This is a genomic window from Cellvibrio sp. QJXJ, from assembly GCF_024452345.1.
Lineage (GTDB): Bacteria > Pseudomonadota > Gammaproteobacteria > Pseudomonadales > Cellvibrionaceae > Cellvibrio.
The window spans coordinates 2108726-2125015 of the sequence record NZ_CP101662.1; the positions used below are offsets into that span (position 1 = coordinate 2108726).

Genomic DNA, 16290 nt, shown 5'->3' on the forward strand with positions numbered 1-16290 from the left:
AACTTTCACTGACGAGGGATTTTTTAATAACCAAAGAAGTTACTAGCTATGTGTTAATACACATCGCGCAAATAGCGTTTATCCATATTTAATTTGCGGATGTAGTTAACGGTTTCGGCTTCATCAAATTTTCCGTATTGCTGGATGATGTCGCGCAGGGCCTGGTCTACGTCTTTTGCCATGCGACTGGCGTCGCCACAGACACAGAAGTAAGCACCCTGCTCTAACCATTCCCACAATTCGGCGCCGCGTTCGCGCATACGGTCTTGCACATAGATTTTTTGTGTTTGATCGCGCGAGAAAGCGAGACTTAATTCATTCAGCACACCGTCTTTTTGGAATTGTTGGATTTCATCCTGATAATAAAAATCGCTGGCGGCGTGTTGCTCACCGAAGAACAACCAATTTTTACCCGCATCACCGCGTGCCTGGCGCTCTTGTAAAAATCCACGGAAGGGAGCAACACCCGTGCCGGGGCCGACCATGATCAACGGTGTATGACCATTTTCCGGCACATGGAAATGTTTGCTGGGCTGTACGAAGATGGGAACATCAACGCCTTCGGCGCGATCCGCTAAAAAGGTTGATGCAACACCTTTGCGAATTTTTTTGCTGTCGCGGAAACGACTATAGCGCACCGACGAAACCGTAAGATCAATTCGGGTTGGTTGCGCTTTTGAACTTGAGGCGATGGAATATAAACGCGGTTGCATGCGTTTTAGTAGCGGCAAAAATTCATCCACACCCGCGCGAATAGGGAACTCTTGCAGAATATCCGCAAGTTGGCGACCGTAAAGCCATTCTTGTAATTCAGCTTTGTGTTCTGCGTCGAGTAACTTTTTTAATTCGCTGCTATTGCTGCGCTGCGCAATAAAATTCAGCGCCTCTAAACTGGGGCGGCAAATTTCATAATTTTCCAGCAGCGCTTGGTGTAGCGGTTTTTCGTGGGTGTCCACAACCACAGGCACTGCCGCGTTAAAGTTCAGCGCCTGCTCAAGCTCGAACACATAGTCGGGGCAATTTTTTGGCCAAACGCCCAGCGCATCGCCCGCTTCATAAGTAATGCCTGAATCGCCCAAATCAAAACCAAATTGGCGAACATCCTTACCGGAACCTTCGCGATTTAAACGTTGGTTGATAACCAGGCGCGAAGCATAGGGGTTGGCTTTGCTATAAGCAGCCGATAAAGAAGGCACGGTGGATGCTGGATGGGTAGTTGCAGTCATGGAGGGTGATGTATTCGCCGCAGATGCTGTTATAACAGAAGTTAGGGGTGCTAATTGCTCACTGAGCTTAGCAAACCATTCTGCTGCTGGCGACTCAAAATCGCTATCGCAATCCACCCGCTCTACCAATGCGCTAGCACCCAACGCCTGCAAACGCGCAAATAATTTTTTGCCATGACCACAGAATTGGTCGTAATTGGAATCACCCAACGCCAACAAGGCAAATTGCACAGCGCTTAAATCCGGTGCGGTATCGCTGGTTAACTGACCCCAGAAATCGCCGCCGTTATCGGGCGCATCGCCATCGCCAAAGGTGCTGGTAACAAATACCACAACTTTATTCTTTGCCAGTTTCTCTACCGAATAATCATTCATGGATTGGAGATTAACCGCCCAACCCTGCACCGATAATTGCTGCGCGAATTTTTCGGCGAGCGCTTCTGCATTACCGGTTTGTGATGCCCAAAGCAGCACCAATTCCGGTTTGGCTTGCGCAGGTGCAACCACCCCCATGGCGGCAACACCTGCAGGCAGCACACGGCTAAACATTCCAGCGAGCAAACCATTTACCCAGGTGCGATGCGGCGGTGTGATGGGCGCGTCGGCAGGTAGTGCAGGCACGGCGGAAATCGCCTTGGCGCTGGCTTGCAGGCCGCTCACATAACCGCCCAAATAAATCAGCTCAGCATCGGAAAATTGTGGTGCTACGGCTTCCACTACGCCGATTTTGGTGGCGAAGGTTTTAATCAAGGTCATGCTGGTTTCCTCGCTCACCGCTGCAAAGGCCATGGGCATTTCATAGTCGTAATCATGGCTATCGGAGTTTTGTGCGGAGTCGTCGGTGGAATCGCTTGCTTCGGCAAATACTTCTATGCGTTTTAACGCGACCGCAGCCACTTTTAATTCTGGCTGCTGGGAAATCGCATCGATTTTATCGCTGGTCACGGCATTGATGCAGAGGTTATCGCCGTAAACATCGTTCCAGTGAATCGGTGCAAAACAGCAACCTGGCTGTACCCGATCAGTCACCACTGCAGGCAAAATGGCGTAGCCGCGACGCGAGCGGATTTCCACTTTGTCTTTGTTTTTAATGCCCAACTCGGTTGCATCCTGCGGATTAATTTCCACAAAAGTGCCAGGATTTAATTTATTGAGCGTGGCGATTTTTCCGGTTTTGGTGAGCGTGTGCCATTGATGTTGCACGCGGCCAGTATTCAGAATAATGGGGAATTCAGCACTCGGCATTTCTGCCGCATCCACATGGGGGCGCGCGTGAAAAATTGCTTTGCCGGAATCAGTCGCAAATTGAATAAAGGGTTTGCTGCCGTCCTCCGCGATTTTAAGCGGTTGATTGATGCCGGTATTTAAATAACGAATAGGATTGCGCGTAGAAGTTTCATCGGCGCAGGGCCATTGCAGCGGCGCTTCGCGCAAACGCGTGTAATTTACGCCGCGCAAATCGTAACCGGTTTTGGGGTTATAGCTTTGTTTGATTTCTTCAAATACTTCAGCGGCAGAATTAAAACTGAATCCCTCACTAAAACCCATTTCGCAGGCGACGCGCGCAATAATTTCCCAATCGGCCATGGCCTCACCGGGTGGATTCACGGCTTCTTGCATGAGCGTGATATTGCGCTCGGAGTTGATCATCACCCCTTCGGCTTCTGCCCATAAAGCGCCGGGTAATAAAATATCGGCGTAGCGATTGGTTTCGGTATCAAGGAACGCATCCTGCGCGATAACCAGCTCCGCTTTTTGCAAACCTTCAATCACAATTTTGCGGTTGGGCACAGACGCTACCGGATTGGTGCAAATTACCCAGCAGGCTTTTACTTCACCGGCAGCCATTCGCTCAAATAAATCGACGGTGCCTTTGCCGAGTTTGGTGCTGATGCTGCCTGGTTCAACGCCCCACATTTGCTCGATAAATTCACGATCTTTTTCCACTAATAATGTGCGCTGCCCTGGCAGACCCGGGCCCATATAACCCATCTCGCGACCACCCATGGCATTGGGTTGGCCGGTAAGCGAAAAAGGGCCGCTACCCAAACGACAAATTTTTCCTGTCGCTAAATGCAAATTGCAAATTGCGTTGGTATTCCAGGTGCCGTGGGTGCTTTGGTTTAAGCCCATAGTCCAGCAGGTCATAAACTCGGGCGCATTGCCGATCATGTCAGCAGTTTTAATTAATTGTTCAACAGAAAGACCGGTAACTTCACTCACTTTTTCGGGCGTGTAATCCGCTAAAAATTCCGGAAAACTTTCCCAGCCTTGGGTGTACTGCGCAATAAATTCTGCATCGGTTTTGCCATTTTTGTGCAACAAAAATAACAGGCCGTTTAACAATGCGAGATCAGTACCGGGTTTGATCGGCAAATACAGATCCGCTTTGTCTGCAGTTGTAGTGCGGCGCGGATCAACCACAATTAATTTTGCACCGGCTTTGACGCGATCCATCATGCGCAAATACAAAATCGGGTGGCAGTCCGCCATGTTCGCGCCTATCACCAAAAACAAATCGCTGTGATCAAAATCCTGATAGGAACCGGGTGGCGCATCGGAGCCGAGGGAGAGTTTGTAACCCGCGCCCGCGCTCGCCATACACAGGCGCGAGTTGGACTCGATATTGTTGGTGCGCAAAAAACCCTTAGCGAGTTTGTTGGCGAGGTACTGGGATTCAATCGACATCTGCCCCGACACATAAAAGCTGATGGCATCGGGGCCGTGAGTATCCAGAATCTCGCGCAGGCGTTTGGCGGTAGTACTGATCGCCTGCGCCATGGAGGTTTTTACCGGGTCGCGGTTGCGTTCACTGCGCACAAAGGCAGATTCCATACGACCAGAGTTGGTGAGCGCCTGGGCGCTGGTCTGACCTTTGGTACACAAGCGGCCAAAATTGGCAGGATGGTTTTTATCGCCACTGACTTTGGTGATTTTTTTACCGTCGGTTTCCAGCACCATGCCGCAGCCAACGCCGCAGTAGGGGCATACCGAACGCACGGATTTGTTTTCGTTTTTAGTCTCGGTTTTGCTATCGATTTTAACAATGGTTTCAGACATAGGTTTGCAACTCCTCATTAAGAGGGGTTTAGCAAGCGCTATGCCAGTGGCTGGTAAGGTGTGGCGCTTTAGGTAAATTCGTGCAAACGAATCCCAAAAAAACGCTCAACAGACTGATTTTTATAGCATTTTTAAATACATCAAGCCCACCCCCTCACTGCGGCAAGCAAGAGGGAACTGGGGTATCGACTATTTTTTGCATCATCTAAATGCATATTTTTGGGGCTCGGGCACCGGTTTGTTATTGAATGGTGCACCGAGCAGATAGATGTCTCATAAACAGGAAAGAGCGCCACTCACTTTACGCACCAAAAGTGATCAAAATCAGGTCTTAAACTGCCCTACCAACTGCTGTAGCTCCGTACCAACACTCGCCAATTCATTGCCTGACTGCTGGGAGCGGGCAGCGTAGCGACTGGCGGATTCTGTGGCATCAGCAATGGCATGCATGTTTTGGTTGATAGACTCAATCACTTGGGTCTGCTCCTCGGCGGCGGTGGCGATTTGCAAACCGCGCTGGCTAATAGTGCTGACCTGTTGATCAATAGCGCCGAGCGCATCCGATGTTGCACACACCATTTGCACCGAGACATCACCCTTCACCAAACTGCGTTTGATTGAATCGCTCGCTGCCGTGGTACTGGCTTGCAGGCGTTGGATCATCTGTTGGATTTCTTCGGTAGAGGCTTGGGTGCGGGCTGCCAAAGCGCGTACTTCGTCGGCCACCACCGCAAAACCGCGCCCCTGTTCGCCAGCACGCGCCGCTTCGATAGAGGCATTGAGTGCGAGCAAGTTGGTCTGCTCGGCGATGCCGCGAATCACATCCGACACAGCGCCAATGCCGTTTACCTCTTTCTGCAGCTGCTGCAAACCATCGGTATTGAGTTTGACTTCCGACGACAGCGCCTGAATGTTATCGATAGACTTGGCCGCCGTTGTTTGCGCATCTTTGGTGGTGGATTCCGCTACATTGGCTGCCGTTGCTGCGTCCTGGGTACTGCGCGCCACTTCTACCGCCGACGCTGCCATCTCATTAATAGCGCTGGCGACTTGCAGGGTTTGTTCGCGCTGGTTATCCAGGGTTTGGTGGGTAGCGCTGGTGTCTTGCGATACCTGCTGGCCGATGCTGGCAACCTGCAAGGTGAGCTGCTGGATGCGTTGGATCATGCCGTGGATGGAATCGACAAAGCTGTTAAAGGCACTGATTACCGCGCCGATTTCGTCGTCGCTGGTACGGGTTAAACGGCGGGTTAAATCGCCACCGCCGCGCGCAATATCTTCAAGGCTGCGCACCAAACCATTGAGTGGTGCCAGAGTTTTATTGGCGATATACACCGCAAGCAGCGCTATCGCCCCGAGCAATACCAACGCTGCCGCAAACACCCACATCAGGGTCGCGGTAATATGCTCATCGGCCACGGCGCGCGCCGAAGCGACGGCTTCATCAATATTGTCGATGTAAAAACCGGTGCCCAGCATCAGGTTCCATTTATCGAGCCAAATGGCATAGCTTAATTTTGGGTAGGCGGTATCGCCCTGCCCCAAACGCGGGAAGTGATAGGTCACAAAGCCACCGCCTGCCTGCCCTTGTTTGACCAACTCGTTGATCAGGAACACACCATTAACGTCTTTGTAGTCGCGAAAGCTGTCGCCAATACGTGCGCTGTCGCTACCGGAAAATACCCGCACTGAATTGCCGTCGTAGCCAAAGTAATAGCCATCCTTACCGTATTTAAGCTGCTTCAGCAGGGCGATGGCCTGATCTTTTTGCACGGAGTCGCCCGCGGGAGCGGCATCGTATAAGGGCTTAACGAGGGAGCTGGCGATATCCAGCGAATTGCGCAGTTCGTTTTTATGCGCGCTGAGCAGGGTGTCGCGCAATATGTCCATGTCTCTATCAACTACGCCTTGCATGCGCGAACTAACTAACGCCAAGAGTACGATAAGAATAGCGATACCGGGCAGTAGCCCAAGCAAAATCAATTTGAGTTTCATTGACATGGAACCCATTCCCCACCTCCGATTCTTGTTATTGTCAGGGCAGATGTAGCCATCTGCCATATGGTTATTTCGACCAATTGTAACCAGTTTGGCTTGAACAGCCAGCAATTCAGACTAAAAGATCTAAAATCGTCTATATTCAATTACATAGTTATAACCGATGACCCGTAATGGCACTGCGATGACCCAGGAAACAGAGATTCACTTACTGCTTAAAAAACTGGCCGTGCCAACACAGGATCTGGCGCAGTTGAGTTTTTGTCGCGGCGCCAAAGAGGCTCAGGTAAAAGAATGGCTGCAAACCTTGCCGCTCACACAAGTACAGCAAGTCAGCGCCCAGCTCTATCAAGCCGTGCATGAAATCAGCCGCGCGGAGATGAACAGCGAGCAGCGCCTGGCGATTCTGGAGCTCCTGCGGATTCCGGTACACCACACCCTCAATGGCCTAGCACGCAAGTACCTGAACCAACCGCTGATTCTGCCAGAGGCGGCGCTGAAAACGGCCACTATTGCCCAAGCGATCCAGAAGCATTTTCTCAACGGCTACCTGATATTGGTGCGCCAACTGTGCCAAAAACCCGGCCTCAAAAAAGAAGCCCATGACCTGCAAGCACTGGTGATTGCTCGCGCGCTAACGGCGCTGGGCTTGTTGGTATTGCGCTCCTACCAACTTTATTTACCCATCGCCAGCCAGGTGTGGAGTGAAGTTCATGCGCTCTACCAAATCGCCTGCGCGCTGGGTGTTGCGCAAGTTCCGGTCGATGACCGCCTGCCGCACCAACACGACGTAAAAACCATCCATAACCAGTATTTACGTGTGTTGTTGCTCGCCTCGGCACGCCCTAACCAACTGCGTCAGGACGAGATTGAAAATACCTACAACCTGCTGGAAACCTTGGCCGCCAGCGCTGAACTGGACGATTACGACCCCAAGGGTAAAGAAAACCTGTTTGTGGTACTGACCAACAGCAACCGCTCACCTTTTTATAAATCCCACTGGCGCCCTGCCGCCGCTGCAGAAACAACGACGGCACTGGAACTGCGCACCCATCAATTAGTTACCAAACTGGATGAACTCGCCAAAAATACTGGCGAGAGCAATGGCGATCACAAGCCGGTCGCACTCAGCGCGGCGCTGGTTAAACATTTGGAGCAGGCCTGGAGCCATTTGGCACTGCGCAGCTTTGAGCGGCAGGATGTAAATGCCGAGATCGAAGTCACTGTGGGGCTAAGTAACATCCATTTTCACCTCGCGGACGAACAAGCATTCAATGTGTTCTTAAATCGCAGCAGCGGAGTCGCGGTGGCACCGGAGAAAGGCGACATCTTCCAAAAACGCGGCGTTCAGCTTAAAAAAAATACCCCCCAGAATAACGATGACCCCTGGGGCGATGCATTTGATGTGCGCGGCACTCCGCTGGAGGGGAAAGCCTTATCCACCTTTAATATTGAGAAAAAACTGCTGGAGCGGGAACAAGTGGACTATCAGGGGCTGCACCCGATTTACAAAGTGCCGCTGGTGGATCGCAGCCTGGGTGGTTACGGCCTGGAATGGCGCAGTGAAATTCCGGTGCAGGTGCGTGCAGGTGAATTGCTCGGGCTACGTGAGTATGGACGCAACAAATGGGCGATTGGGGTGGTGCGCTGGGCGCATCAAATCAAGGGCGCTACCCAGCTGGGCATTCAAATACTGGCGCCCCAAGCCGTGCCGGTGGCTATCGCGATAGTCCACAAAACCGGTGCCCTCTCTGAATACTTGCGCGCACTGCAGATCCCCGAGTTGCGCGCGGTTAATCAACCGGCCAGTGTGATTACCAATGCGGTTTCCTTTCACGAATACAACAAGGCGCGGCTCTACAGCCAACCGGCACCGGGGAGTCAAACAGCGGGAGATAAATCAATCCAGCTGACCCAGCGGTTATTTGCCACGGGCGCCTTTAGCCAATTTGCCTTCCGCGAATTGATGAGCACCAGCGGCGAACCCACCAGCGCCAAAGACGATTTTAATTCCGTATGGGAATAAAGGCCTAACAGGGTTAGCGGGTGAAACCAGCTGTAATGCGCTGTAGTTGTTGCAACCCGGGGCACAGTGCATCATTCACCCCATATAACTAAAAGGCTCGACCAGATCCCATAAACCGATGATGAAGTTGAGCAAGTTCCTGATTTCAGTAATATAGCCACCCAAGTAGCGCCGGTCGACGCAAGCAATTCGCGACACAAGGTAGAGTTTTTCGACTTATCGGCACAAATTGGTCACATCACACAAAAAATGCACTGCCGCACAGCGGAAAACGGCTGGATCCGGCGCGTATTAACTAAAACGCGCTATAGTCAGAATCAGGCCGCCCCGTCAGTTCGACAGACAATAGAATGGACATATGACTAGTAACGATACGATTCGATTGCTGATTCTGAACAACCAGCGTTCAGAGGCAGAGCGCCTGATAAGTATGCTGCATGCATCCGGTCACCCCTGCCGCGCACAACACGTGGAAAGCGAAGAGGCATTGGTAAAATTGCTGCAAGAGCAGAGCTGGGATCTGCTTATCGGCAATATGAACAGCACCGCTCCTACTCCCTCGATCGCCATCAAACAAATCCGCCGCCTTAACAAAGACGTACCGGTAATTCTGCAATATGAAGCAGACGAGGATGAAAGCCCGTTTGCAGTCGTAGAAGGCCTGCGTTTGGGCGCTGCGGATGTTATCGACCTGGATGACGACCAACATCTGTTGCTGGTCATTGATCGCGAGCTGCAAAACCGCGAACAGCGCCAGGCACGCCGCAATACTGACCGCCGTTTTCGCGAAGCCGAGCGCCGCAGCCAGCAATTGTTAGATAGCTCGCGCGATGCCATTGCCTTTATTCAGGATGGCCTCTACCTCTACGCCAATGAATCCTTTGCCGAACTTTTTGGCTACGAAGACAAAGACGAAATCGAAGCCATGCCGATTATGGATATGGTGGCCAAAGCCGATCAGGCGCGGCTTAAAACCTTCCTCAAAGATTTTGTCTTCAAAGGCGATGATGCGGAATCCAGCAGCGTTGGTTTCACTGGCTTAAAAGAAGATGGCAGCGAAACCCATATTGATTTGGAAGTGTCGCTAGTCACCTATGACGAAGAGCCATGCATTCAGTTTTTGGCACGCGCGGCATCCGCACACATCGCCCACAGCAACAACGAAGAGCTGGAAGCGCAGCTCAAACAAATCAAATGGCAGGATGTGGTTACCGGCACTTACAACCGCCAATACCTACTCAACCACCTTGAACACATCATTGATAACGTGGATGAAAAACAGCATTCCTGCCTGTTTTATATCGAACTGGATGAATTCAGCGAACGCATCAAAAACAGTTTTGGTGTAGCCGGGGCAGACTTGGCACTGGTGGACATTGCCACCCTGCTGCGCGGTAAGGCCCACACCAGTGACACTATCGCCCGTCTGGGCGATTCCACGTTTGCCATCATCACCCACAACCTCAAAGCGGATGCGGCGGTGAATCGCGCCCAACAGCTGTGTAAAGACATCGAAGGTCATATTATCGAGATCGACCATAAAACCCTGCAGGTGACCTGCAGCATTGGTATCTCCCTAATTAATGAAACCACCACCAGCACCAACACGGTGATTGAACAAGCGCGACAGGCGATGGAGAAAGTCAGGGCTAACAAGGGCAATGGCGCCATGTTGTTTGAGCCCGACTCACCCAAGGGTGAGATCAAGATCGACATCAACGCCACGCTGCAACAAGCTTTGGCCAATGACCGTTTCCGCCTATTGTTCCAACCCATCATCAGCCTGCGCGGTTCCGACGAGGAATATTACGAAGTTTATCTGCGTATGATTGATGAAAGTGGTGCGGAAATTTCGCCAAATATCTTTTTTGAGGCGGCATCCAACATCAGTGCCTGTACCAAGATAGATCGCTGGGTGATTTTGGAATCTATCAAAATGCTGTCGCAGCATCGCGCCAAGGGCAATAAAACCAAACTTATCGTCAATATCAGCCGCCAGTCGCTGTGCGATGAATCACTGCTACCCTGGCTCGCCGTTGCCTTCAAAGCTGCCAAGCTATCGCCCGATGCGGTGGTATTCCAGGCGCAGGAAATTGATGTCACCAATCACTTGAATGCCGCCAAGAATTTTGCCGATGGGATTAAGAAATTAAATACACAATTCTCCATCAGCAATTTTGGCTGCTCACTGAATCCGTTTAATACACTTACCCATGTAGCAGCAGGCATGATTAAAGTGGACGGCTCGTTTACCAGCGACATTCAAAACAACAATGAAAGCCCCGAAACCCTGATTCAGCTAATTGAAAAGTTAAACGAAGAAAGCAAAATTACGCTGGTGCCCTTTGTGGAAAATGCCAGTGTGCTTTCCACCTTGTGGCAGGCGGGCGCGCACTATATTCAAGGGCATTATTTGCAGGAACCGAGTTCGGGCATGAATTACGATTTTAATATGGAGTCGTAAATCCCTTTATTTTCAACTACCTAATCTCCCTTGCCCCCATTTAATCCTCCCTAGCCCCCCTTTTTCAAAGGGGGCTGGAGGTATTCTTAAAGCAGTCTGTCGCGCTCGCGGAAACCGAGCAAATACAAAATAGCATCCAGTCCCAAATTGGAAATATTGTGCTCCGCCGAGGCTTTCACCAGCGGTTTTGCGCGGAAGGCGACACCCAAGCCAGCAACACTCAGCATAGGCAAATCGTTCGCACCATCGCCAACGGCAATGACTTGCTCCAGGGCTATGCCTTCTTGCTTGGCCAGCATGGCGAGTAATTCGGCTTTGCGCTGACCATCCACCACTATGCCTTTTACTTCACCGGTGACTTTACCGTCGACTATATCCAGCTCGTTGGCGTAGACATAATCGATACCCAATTTGTTTTGCAGATAGCGGCCAAAATAATTAAATCCGCCCGACAAAATAGCAGTTTTGTAACCCAGTTTTTTCAGTGACGAGATCAGTTTTTCCGCGCCTTCGTTCAAGCGCAACTCGGCGGCAATACCCGCCAGCACCGATTCGTCCAGACCTTTGAGCAAGGCCATGCGACGGGCAAAACTCTGCTTGAAATCCAGCTCACCGCGCATTGCCGCTTCAGTGATCTCGGCCACTTGCTCACCCACACCAGCGGCCTTGGCCAACTCATCAATCACCTCTGCATCAATCAGCGTCGAGTCCATATCAAAACAGACCAGGCGGCGATTGCGACGATAAACGGTATCGCGCTGGAACGCGACATCCACATTCAATTGCGCCGAGAGATCCATAAAGTCCGCGCGCAAGGCGGCCATATCTGCCGGAGTGCCGCGCACAGAAAATTCAACACAAGCGCTGCCTTGTGCCAAATCCTCAGCCTTTAACTCCGCCAATGAAACACGGCCAGAGAGACGGCTGATCATGTCGATATTCAACCCATGTTTAGAGGTCACCGCCGTCAACTCGGCAATCATGGTGGCGTCAATCTGACGCGCCAATAGAGTGACTATGTGGCGGGTTTTACCCTGCTGCTCCGCCCAATGCTCGTAACTTTCGGGGCTGATGGTTTGGAAGCGGACTTGAATATCCTTGGCCGTGGCAGCCTGTTGAATCGCCGCCAATAATTGGGTGCGAGCATCAGCGGAAATGCGCAGCTCCACCAAAATGCCAAGCGCCAGGGTATCGTGAATAACCGCTTGGCCTATGTCCAATACGCGCGCGCCGACGTGGGTAAGCACTTGGGTTAACGCGTGGGTGACACCGGGTTTGTCTTGACCCGATGCATTAATTAAGAGAATTTCGTTCACAATGCCTCACTACAATAGGAGCCAGACAGCATCTGGCCGGGGCGCCGGGATAAAGCGCGCATTCTAGCGGAATTACTCCCAGCTCACAGCAGCTTCTGTGCAGCCTGCTGCGTTTATCAAGACACTGGGCAGATTTCGCCAAGGTGGGGCAACTTAGGCTAGAATGCGATTCTGCACGACAGAGAGCGATAAGATACTTGCAACTATTCGTCAATTCGCCACTCTTATTTGACTGACCCTGGCAGGACCCGGGGTTAAACCTTGAACACACGGACTTAACCATAAAATGGCTTTCATAAATACCTACAAAACCTATCCACAACTCACCCTCTGCAGCCTGTTGCTTATAGCGCTGGGGCTATTGGGTGCCTGGTCTTACCACAGCAACGGCGAACAGAATCAGCGCGAGCAAATTGGCCTTTATGGTCAGGTGCTGGCGAACAGTGCGGCGCGCCAAGCGGTCAACGCCACATTGCAGCAGGACCTGGTCAGCCTGCAGGCCATTTTGCTGGAAGTGGGCCAATATCCGAATGTTATCGGCGCGACCATTCACAATGTGGAAAATAAACTGCTGGTGCAAAGCGGCTTTAAACCCAATCAGGTTATTAACGGGCGGCGCTACGATTTCTCGGCGCCCATTGCACTGCACAATAATGTCGCCGGCTATTTGGAAGTCTCGCTGGATGTGCCCCGTCACACCGAACGCGATTACCGTTTTTATCTGTTATGGATGGCCGGTGTTTGTATTTCCCTGTTAATCATTTGGTGGTCGATTCAACGCCAGTGGTGGGCGCAGTTAAAAGACAAACTGCCCAGCACCAGCGAGATAGTCACGGCGGTGGTGGAAAAAATGCCCACAATCGAAGACATTCCCGAGCCAGAGCCGGAAGCCCCCAAACAAGTGTCCGTGCGCTTGAGCTTGGACATCACCAACATGAGCAAACTCTACCAACAGCTCAACAGCGAAAGTTTTGCGAGCGTGCTGCGCCGTTTTGAAAAGCAATTGCAAGGCGTGTTGAATTTGTACGATGGCCAGCGCCAGATGCTCTCGGGCGAAACACTCATTATCGATTTCACCGGTGAAGCCTTTTACGAGTGCAGTTTTCGCGCCGTCTGCGCTGCGCAATTGCTGAGCAACCTCGCGGGCAAAAACCCCAGCCCGCGTTTGCATTTGGCTGCCGCTGTACATGAATTATCAGCGCCAGTGAGTTCCCATAAATCACTGCTGAAAGATTTTGTGGTGCAACACAACAACTATTTAAAACCCGATAAGGGCGAAATTCTAATAAGCCAGCGCTTGATTGATGCCGACCTGCAAGAGCATTTGGACATCATCAGCGACAGCGGCAAATTGGTTGGCTTAAAAGCACCCTATGCGTCATTGCTTGCCAAACAGGAAGAGCAGCTGACCCAAGCAGCCGCACAATAAACCCTGCACAATCATAACAGTCACAGATTTGTCATGATTTCATCACCTAAGTGTCACAGCACAGTCATAACCTCAGAGCAACAGTCCTGCTCAGGTTATGACTATCATGCTGAATATCGAACAATCCATCACCAATAAATTCCCCGGTTTTACCCAACAAGCGCCCATAGTGCGCAACTCCACCCTCAATATATTGCGCAAGCTCACCCATGAGCGTGAGATCAACGCGTTTTTGCTCGAGCATCAAGGCAATCGCGGTATCGATTTTATCGACCGTATTTTTGATTATTTCAATTTCAGTTACAGCGTTTCCCAGCGCGAGCGCAACAATATTCCTGCGCAGGGGCGCGTGGTGATTATTGCCAACCACCCTATTGGCTCGCTCGATGGTTTGGCACTGGTGCGGTTGGTAAGCGAAGTGCGCAAGGATGTAAAAATTATTGCCAACGATATGCTCATGACCTTTGAGCCACTGCACGATTTATTACTGCCACTCGATAATATGACCCGCGCAGCTTACAAGCAGAGTTATAAAAATATCCTGCAGGCACTGAACGACGAGCAAGCAGTTATTATTTTCCCCGCAGGCGAAGTCTCCCGCGCGAGCCCCAAAGGGATTCGCGATGGAAAATGGCAGGCGGGCTTTCTGCATTTTGCGCGCAAAACCCAGGCGCCCATTTTGCCGATTTTTGTTTCAGCGAAAAACTCACTGCTGTTTTACAGCGCCTCAATGATTTTTAAACCGCTCGCCACCGCGCTGCTCGCGCACGAAATGTTTAACAAACAATCGGCGGAAATTAAATTCCGTATTGGCGAGGTGATTCCCTACCAATCACTGGAATCCGATCAGCTGGCCGACAAGGCACTGATCAAACGCCTGAAAAAACATCTCTATAAAATTGGCAAAGGCAAAAACAAAAATAATCAGCCAACGCCATTTATTACCGAAAAAACCATCGCCCACCCGGAAGACCGCGCCGCGTTAAAAAAGGAATTCAAAAACGCCCAATTAATTGGCAGCACCCGCGACAATCACCAGATTTTTTTATGCGACTACAAACAGCATCCGGTGGTGTTGCGCGAAGTGGGCCGCTTGCGCGAACAAACCTTCCGCTTGGTAGGTGAAGGCACTGGCAGCCGCCGCGATTTGGACAAGTACGATCACTACTATCGCCACCTGGTATTGTGGGATGAAGAAAAACTGTGCATCGCGGGCGCTTACCGCTTGGGTGAAGCCCATAAATTAATGCAGAAAAAAGGCGCTGAAGCACTCTACACCAACGAGTTATTTGATTTTCATCCATCACTTACTCCTTACTTGGAACAAGGGCTGGAATTAGGCCGTAGTTTTGTACACCCGGATTACTGGGGCAAAGCCAGTTTGGATTATTTATGGCAAGGCTTGGGCGCTTATTTAAATCATAGCCCCGAAGTTCGCTATGTATTTGGCCCGGTGAGCATGAGCGCGCACTACCCCAAACCACTGCGCGATTTATTGGTGTTTTATTACGAGCGCTACTATCAAAAATATGCCGATGAGAAAAGTGAAACACTGGCAGAAGGTAAACACCCACACCATATCAATGAAGATGCCTTAATCGATTTGCAACAGCGTTTTGCCAGCCTTAATGCTGAGCAAGGTTTTGCGGTATTGCAGGAAGCGTTTAATCAAGCGGACTGTAAAATTCCGGTATTGTTTAAACAATATGCCGCACTTTACGACGAAGGCGGCTACCACCTGCTAGCGTTCAGTGTTGACTCAGAATTTGGCAATTGTGTAGATGGTTTATTTATTGGTGACCTGCAATTTATGAAAGCCGCCAAACGCGCCCGCTATTTAGGCACCACCAATTCAACTGCTGCCGAAAAGTCTGCAGGTTGAAACCAGTAACGCGGATTGGTGTGATCGGTATCAGGGGAAAGTTGTGGGTTGGGAATATTAATTATATAGCGTGGTGAATCCTTTTTATTCAACGGAAAAACATGCGCGGTAAGTGGATGATTGGTCATGAACTCAATCATCTCGCCACTATCAATTATTTTTTCCAAACCATCCTCAATCCACTTGGCCAAGTACTCGTTATCGTGTTTGACAAAAAAATAAACGGCAAAGGGGTAATGCAGCACTAAGGTTTTCTGTAGCTGCAAGTCTGGATAAATATCACTACGCTGACTTAGCTCTGCCTGTGCCTCAAAATAACCACGCGAAAAAAAGTCGCAGCGTTTGGCGACCACTTGTTGAAACAGCCCTTCAAATAACGCAACCTCTGTCACACGCAAGGACGCGGCGCGCATAATGTGAACATCAGGCCAATTTATGCCCTGACAGCCGAGATATTTTTTTAGCTGTTCATATTCAACAATAGCATCAAACTTTTCCTGATTATCACGATGAATGATAAACCGGCGATAACCCAGCAACCCACGATCCAGTGGGATACGAATGGCCCGAAGTTGACGTTCACGCTCAAGGCTAGTCCCCATCCAGTAGACATCCACCAAACCGCCACGATTTAACTCAGAGATGGCTCGTTCCTGCTCCATCAAGGTAGTTTCCCGCAATTCGGGCACGGCGCGTCCGGCAGCGCCATTAATCAAGGTCATGTGTAAAAGCTGCACGTAATAATCCCGTGCTATATCCATATTTGGCTGCTGGCGAGGTATTTTTATCACGGACAACTCAGCCGCCGCCAGATTGACGGCAACCGCTAGCAGTAAAATGCCCAACCCGGCGCTCGCCCTCATGCCCGTCTCCACACCATTAACCTAAG

At 50.8% G+C, this 16290-nt stretch carries 8 protein-coding genes; 4 read left to right on the forward strand and 4 right to left on the reverse strand.

All coding sequences use genetic code 11. The annotated features are described in order from the left end of the window. Window positions 1-53 precede the first annotated feature (53 nt). Together NNX04_RS09185 and NNX04_RS09190 are read right to left on the reverse strand one after the other, a co-directional pair. A complete protein-coding gene (locus NNX04_RS09185) occupies window positions 54-4286 on the reverse strand; it encodes a bifunctional nitrate reductase/sulfite reductase flavoprotein subunit alpha (RefSeq protein WP_261948219.1) in 4233 nt (1410 codons plus the stop codon). Between the two features lie 324 nt (window positions 4287-4610). Next, window positions 4611-6287 carry a methyl-accepting chemotaxis protein gene (locus tag NNX04_RS09190; RefSeq protein WP_261948220.1) on the reverse strand — a complete coding sequence of 559 codons (1677 nt, stop codon included), beginning with the start codon at window positions 6285-6287 and terminating at the stop codon, window positions 4611-4613. A 181-nt stretch (window positions 6288-6468) separates the two neighbouring features. Here NNX04_RS09190 and NNX04_RS09195 point away from each other — a divergent pair, with 181 nt between their 5' ends. Next, window positions 6469-8310 (forward strand): hypothetical protein, encoded by a 1842-nt coding sequence (locus NNX04_RS09195; RefSeq protein ID WP_157152567.1) that lies wholly within the window; start codon window positions 6469-6471, stop codon window positions 8308-8310. 358 nt (window positions 8311-8668) lie between these two features. After that, on the forward strand, window positions 8669-10774 hold the full coding sequence (locus NNX04_RS09200) for an EAL domain-containing response regulator (RefSeq protein WP_261948221.1): 2106 nt from the start codon (window positions 8669-8671) through the stop codon (window positions 10772-10774). Between the two features lie 86 nt (window positions 10775-10860). Here NNX04_RS09200 and serB read toward each other — a convergent pair whose 3' ends face one another. Further along, on the reverse strand, window positions 10861-12090 hold the full coding sequence (serB, locus tag NNX04_RS09205) for a phosphoserine phosphatase SerB (protein WP_007643391.1): 1230 nt from the start codon (window positions 12088-12090) through the stop codon (window positions 10861-10863). A 286-nt stretch (window positions 12091-12376) separates the two neighbouring features. Here serB and NNX04_RS09210 point away from each other — a divergent pair, with 286 nt between their 5' ends. After that, window positions 12377-13519 carry a hypothetical protein gene (locus NNX04_RS09210; RefSeq protein ID WP_007643392.1) on the forward strand — a complete coding sequence of 381 codons (1143 nt, stop codon included), beginning with the start codon at window positions 12377-12379 and terminating at the stop codon, window positions 13517-13519. Window positions 13520-13625: 106 nt separating this feature from the next. Beyond that, entirely contained in the window at window positions 13626-15401 is a 1776-nt protein-coding gene (locus NNX04_RS09215) for a lysophospholipid acyltransferase family protein (protein ID WP_261948222.1), read from the forward strand. Here the strand turns inward: NNX04_RS09215 and NNX04_RS09220 are convergent. Beyond that, on the reverse strand, window positions 15353-16264 hold the full coding sequence (locus tag NNX04_RS09220; RefSeq protein ID WP_261948223.1) for a hypothetical protein: 912 nt from the start codon (window positions 16262-16264) through the stop codon (window positions 15353-15355). The genes NNX04_RS09215 and NNX04_RS09220 overlap by 49 nt on opposite strands. Window positions 16265-16290 lie beyond the last annotated feature (26 nt).

Bases quoted from the DNA above. Each gene is read 5' to 3' on its own strand.
- NNX04_RS09210 (WP_007643392.1), top strand. From the start codon at position 12,377: ATGGCTTTCATAAATACCTACAAAACCTATCCACAACTCACCCTCTGC.
- NNX04_RS09215 (WP_261948222.1), top strand. From the start codon at position 13,626: ATGCTGAATATCGAACAATCCATCACCAATAAATTCCCCGGTTTTACC.
- NNX04_RS09190 (WP_261948220.1), bottom strand. From the start codon at position 6,287: ATGTCAATGAAACTCAAATTGATTTTGCTTGGGCTACTGCCCGGTATC.
- NNX04_RS09220 (WP_261948223.1), bottom strand. From the start codon at position 16,264: ATGAGGGCGAGCGCCGGGTTGGGCATTTTACTGCTAGCGGTTGCCGTC.
- NNX04_RS09185 (WP_261948219.1), bottom strand. From the start codon at position 4,286: ATGTCTGAAACCATTGTTAAAATCGATAGCAAAACCGAGACTAAAAAC.
- NNX04_RS09195 (WP_157152567.1), top strand. From the start codon at position 6,469: ATGACCCAGGAAACAGAGATTCACTTACTGCTTAAAAAACTGGCCGTG.
- NNX04_RS09200 (WP_261948221.1), top strand. From the start codon at position 8,669: ATGACTAGTAACGATACGATTCGATTGCTGATTCTGAACAACCAGCGT.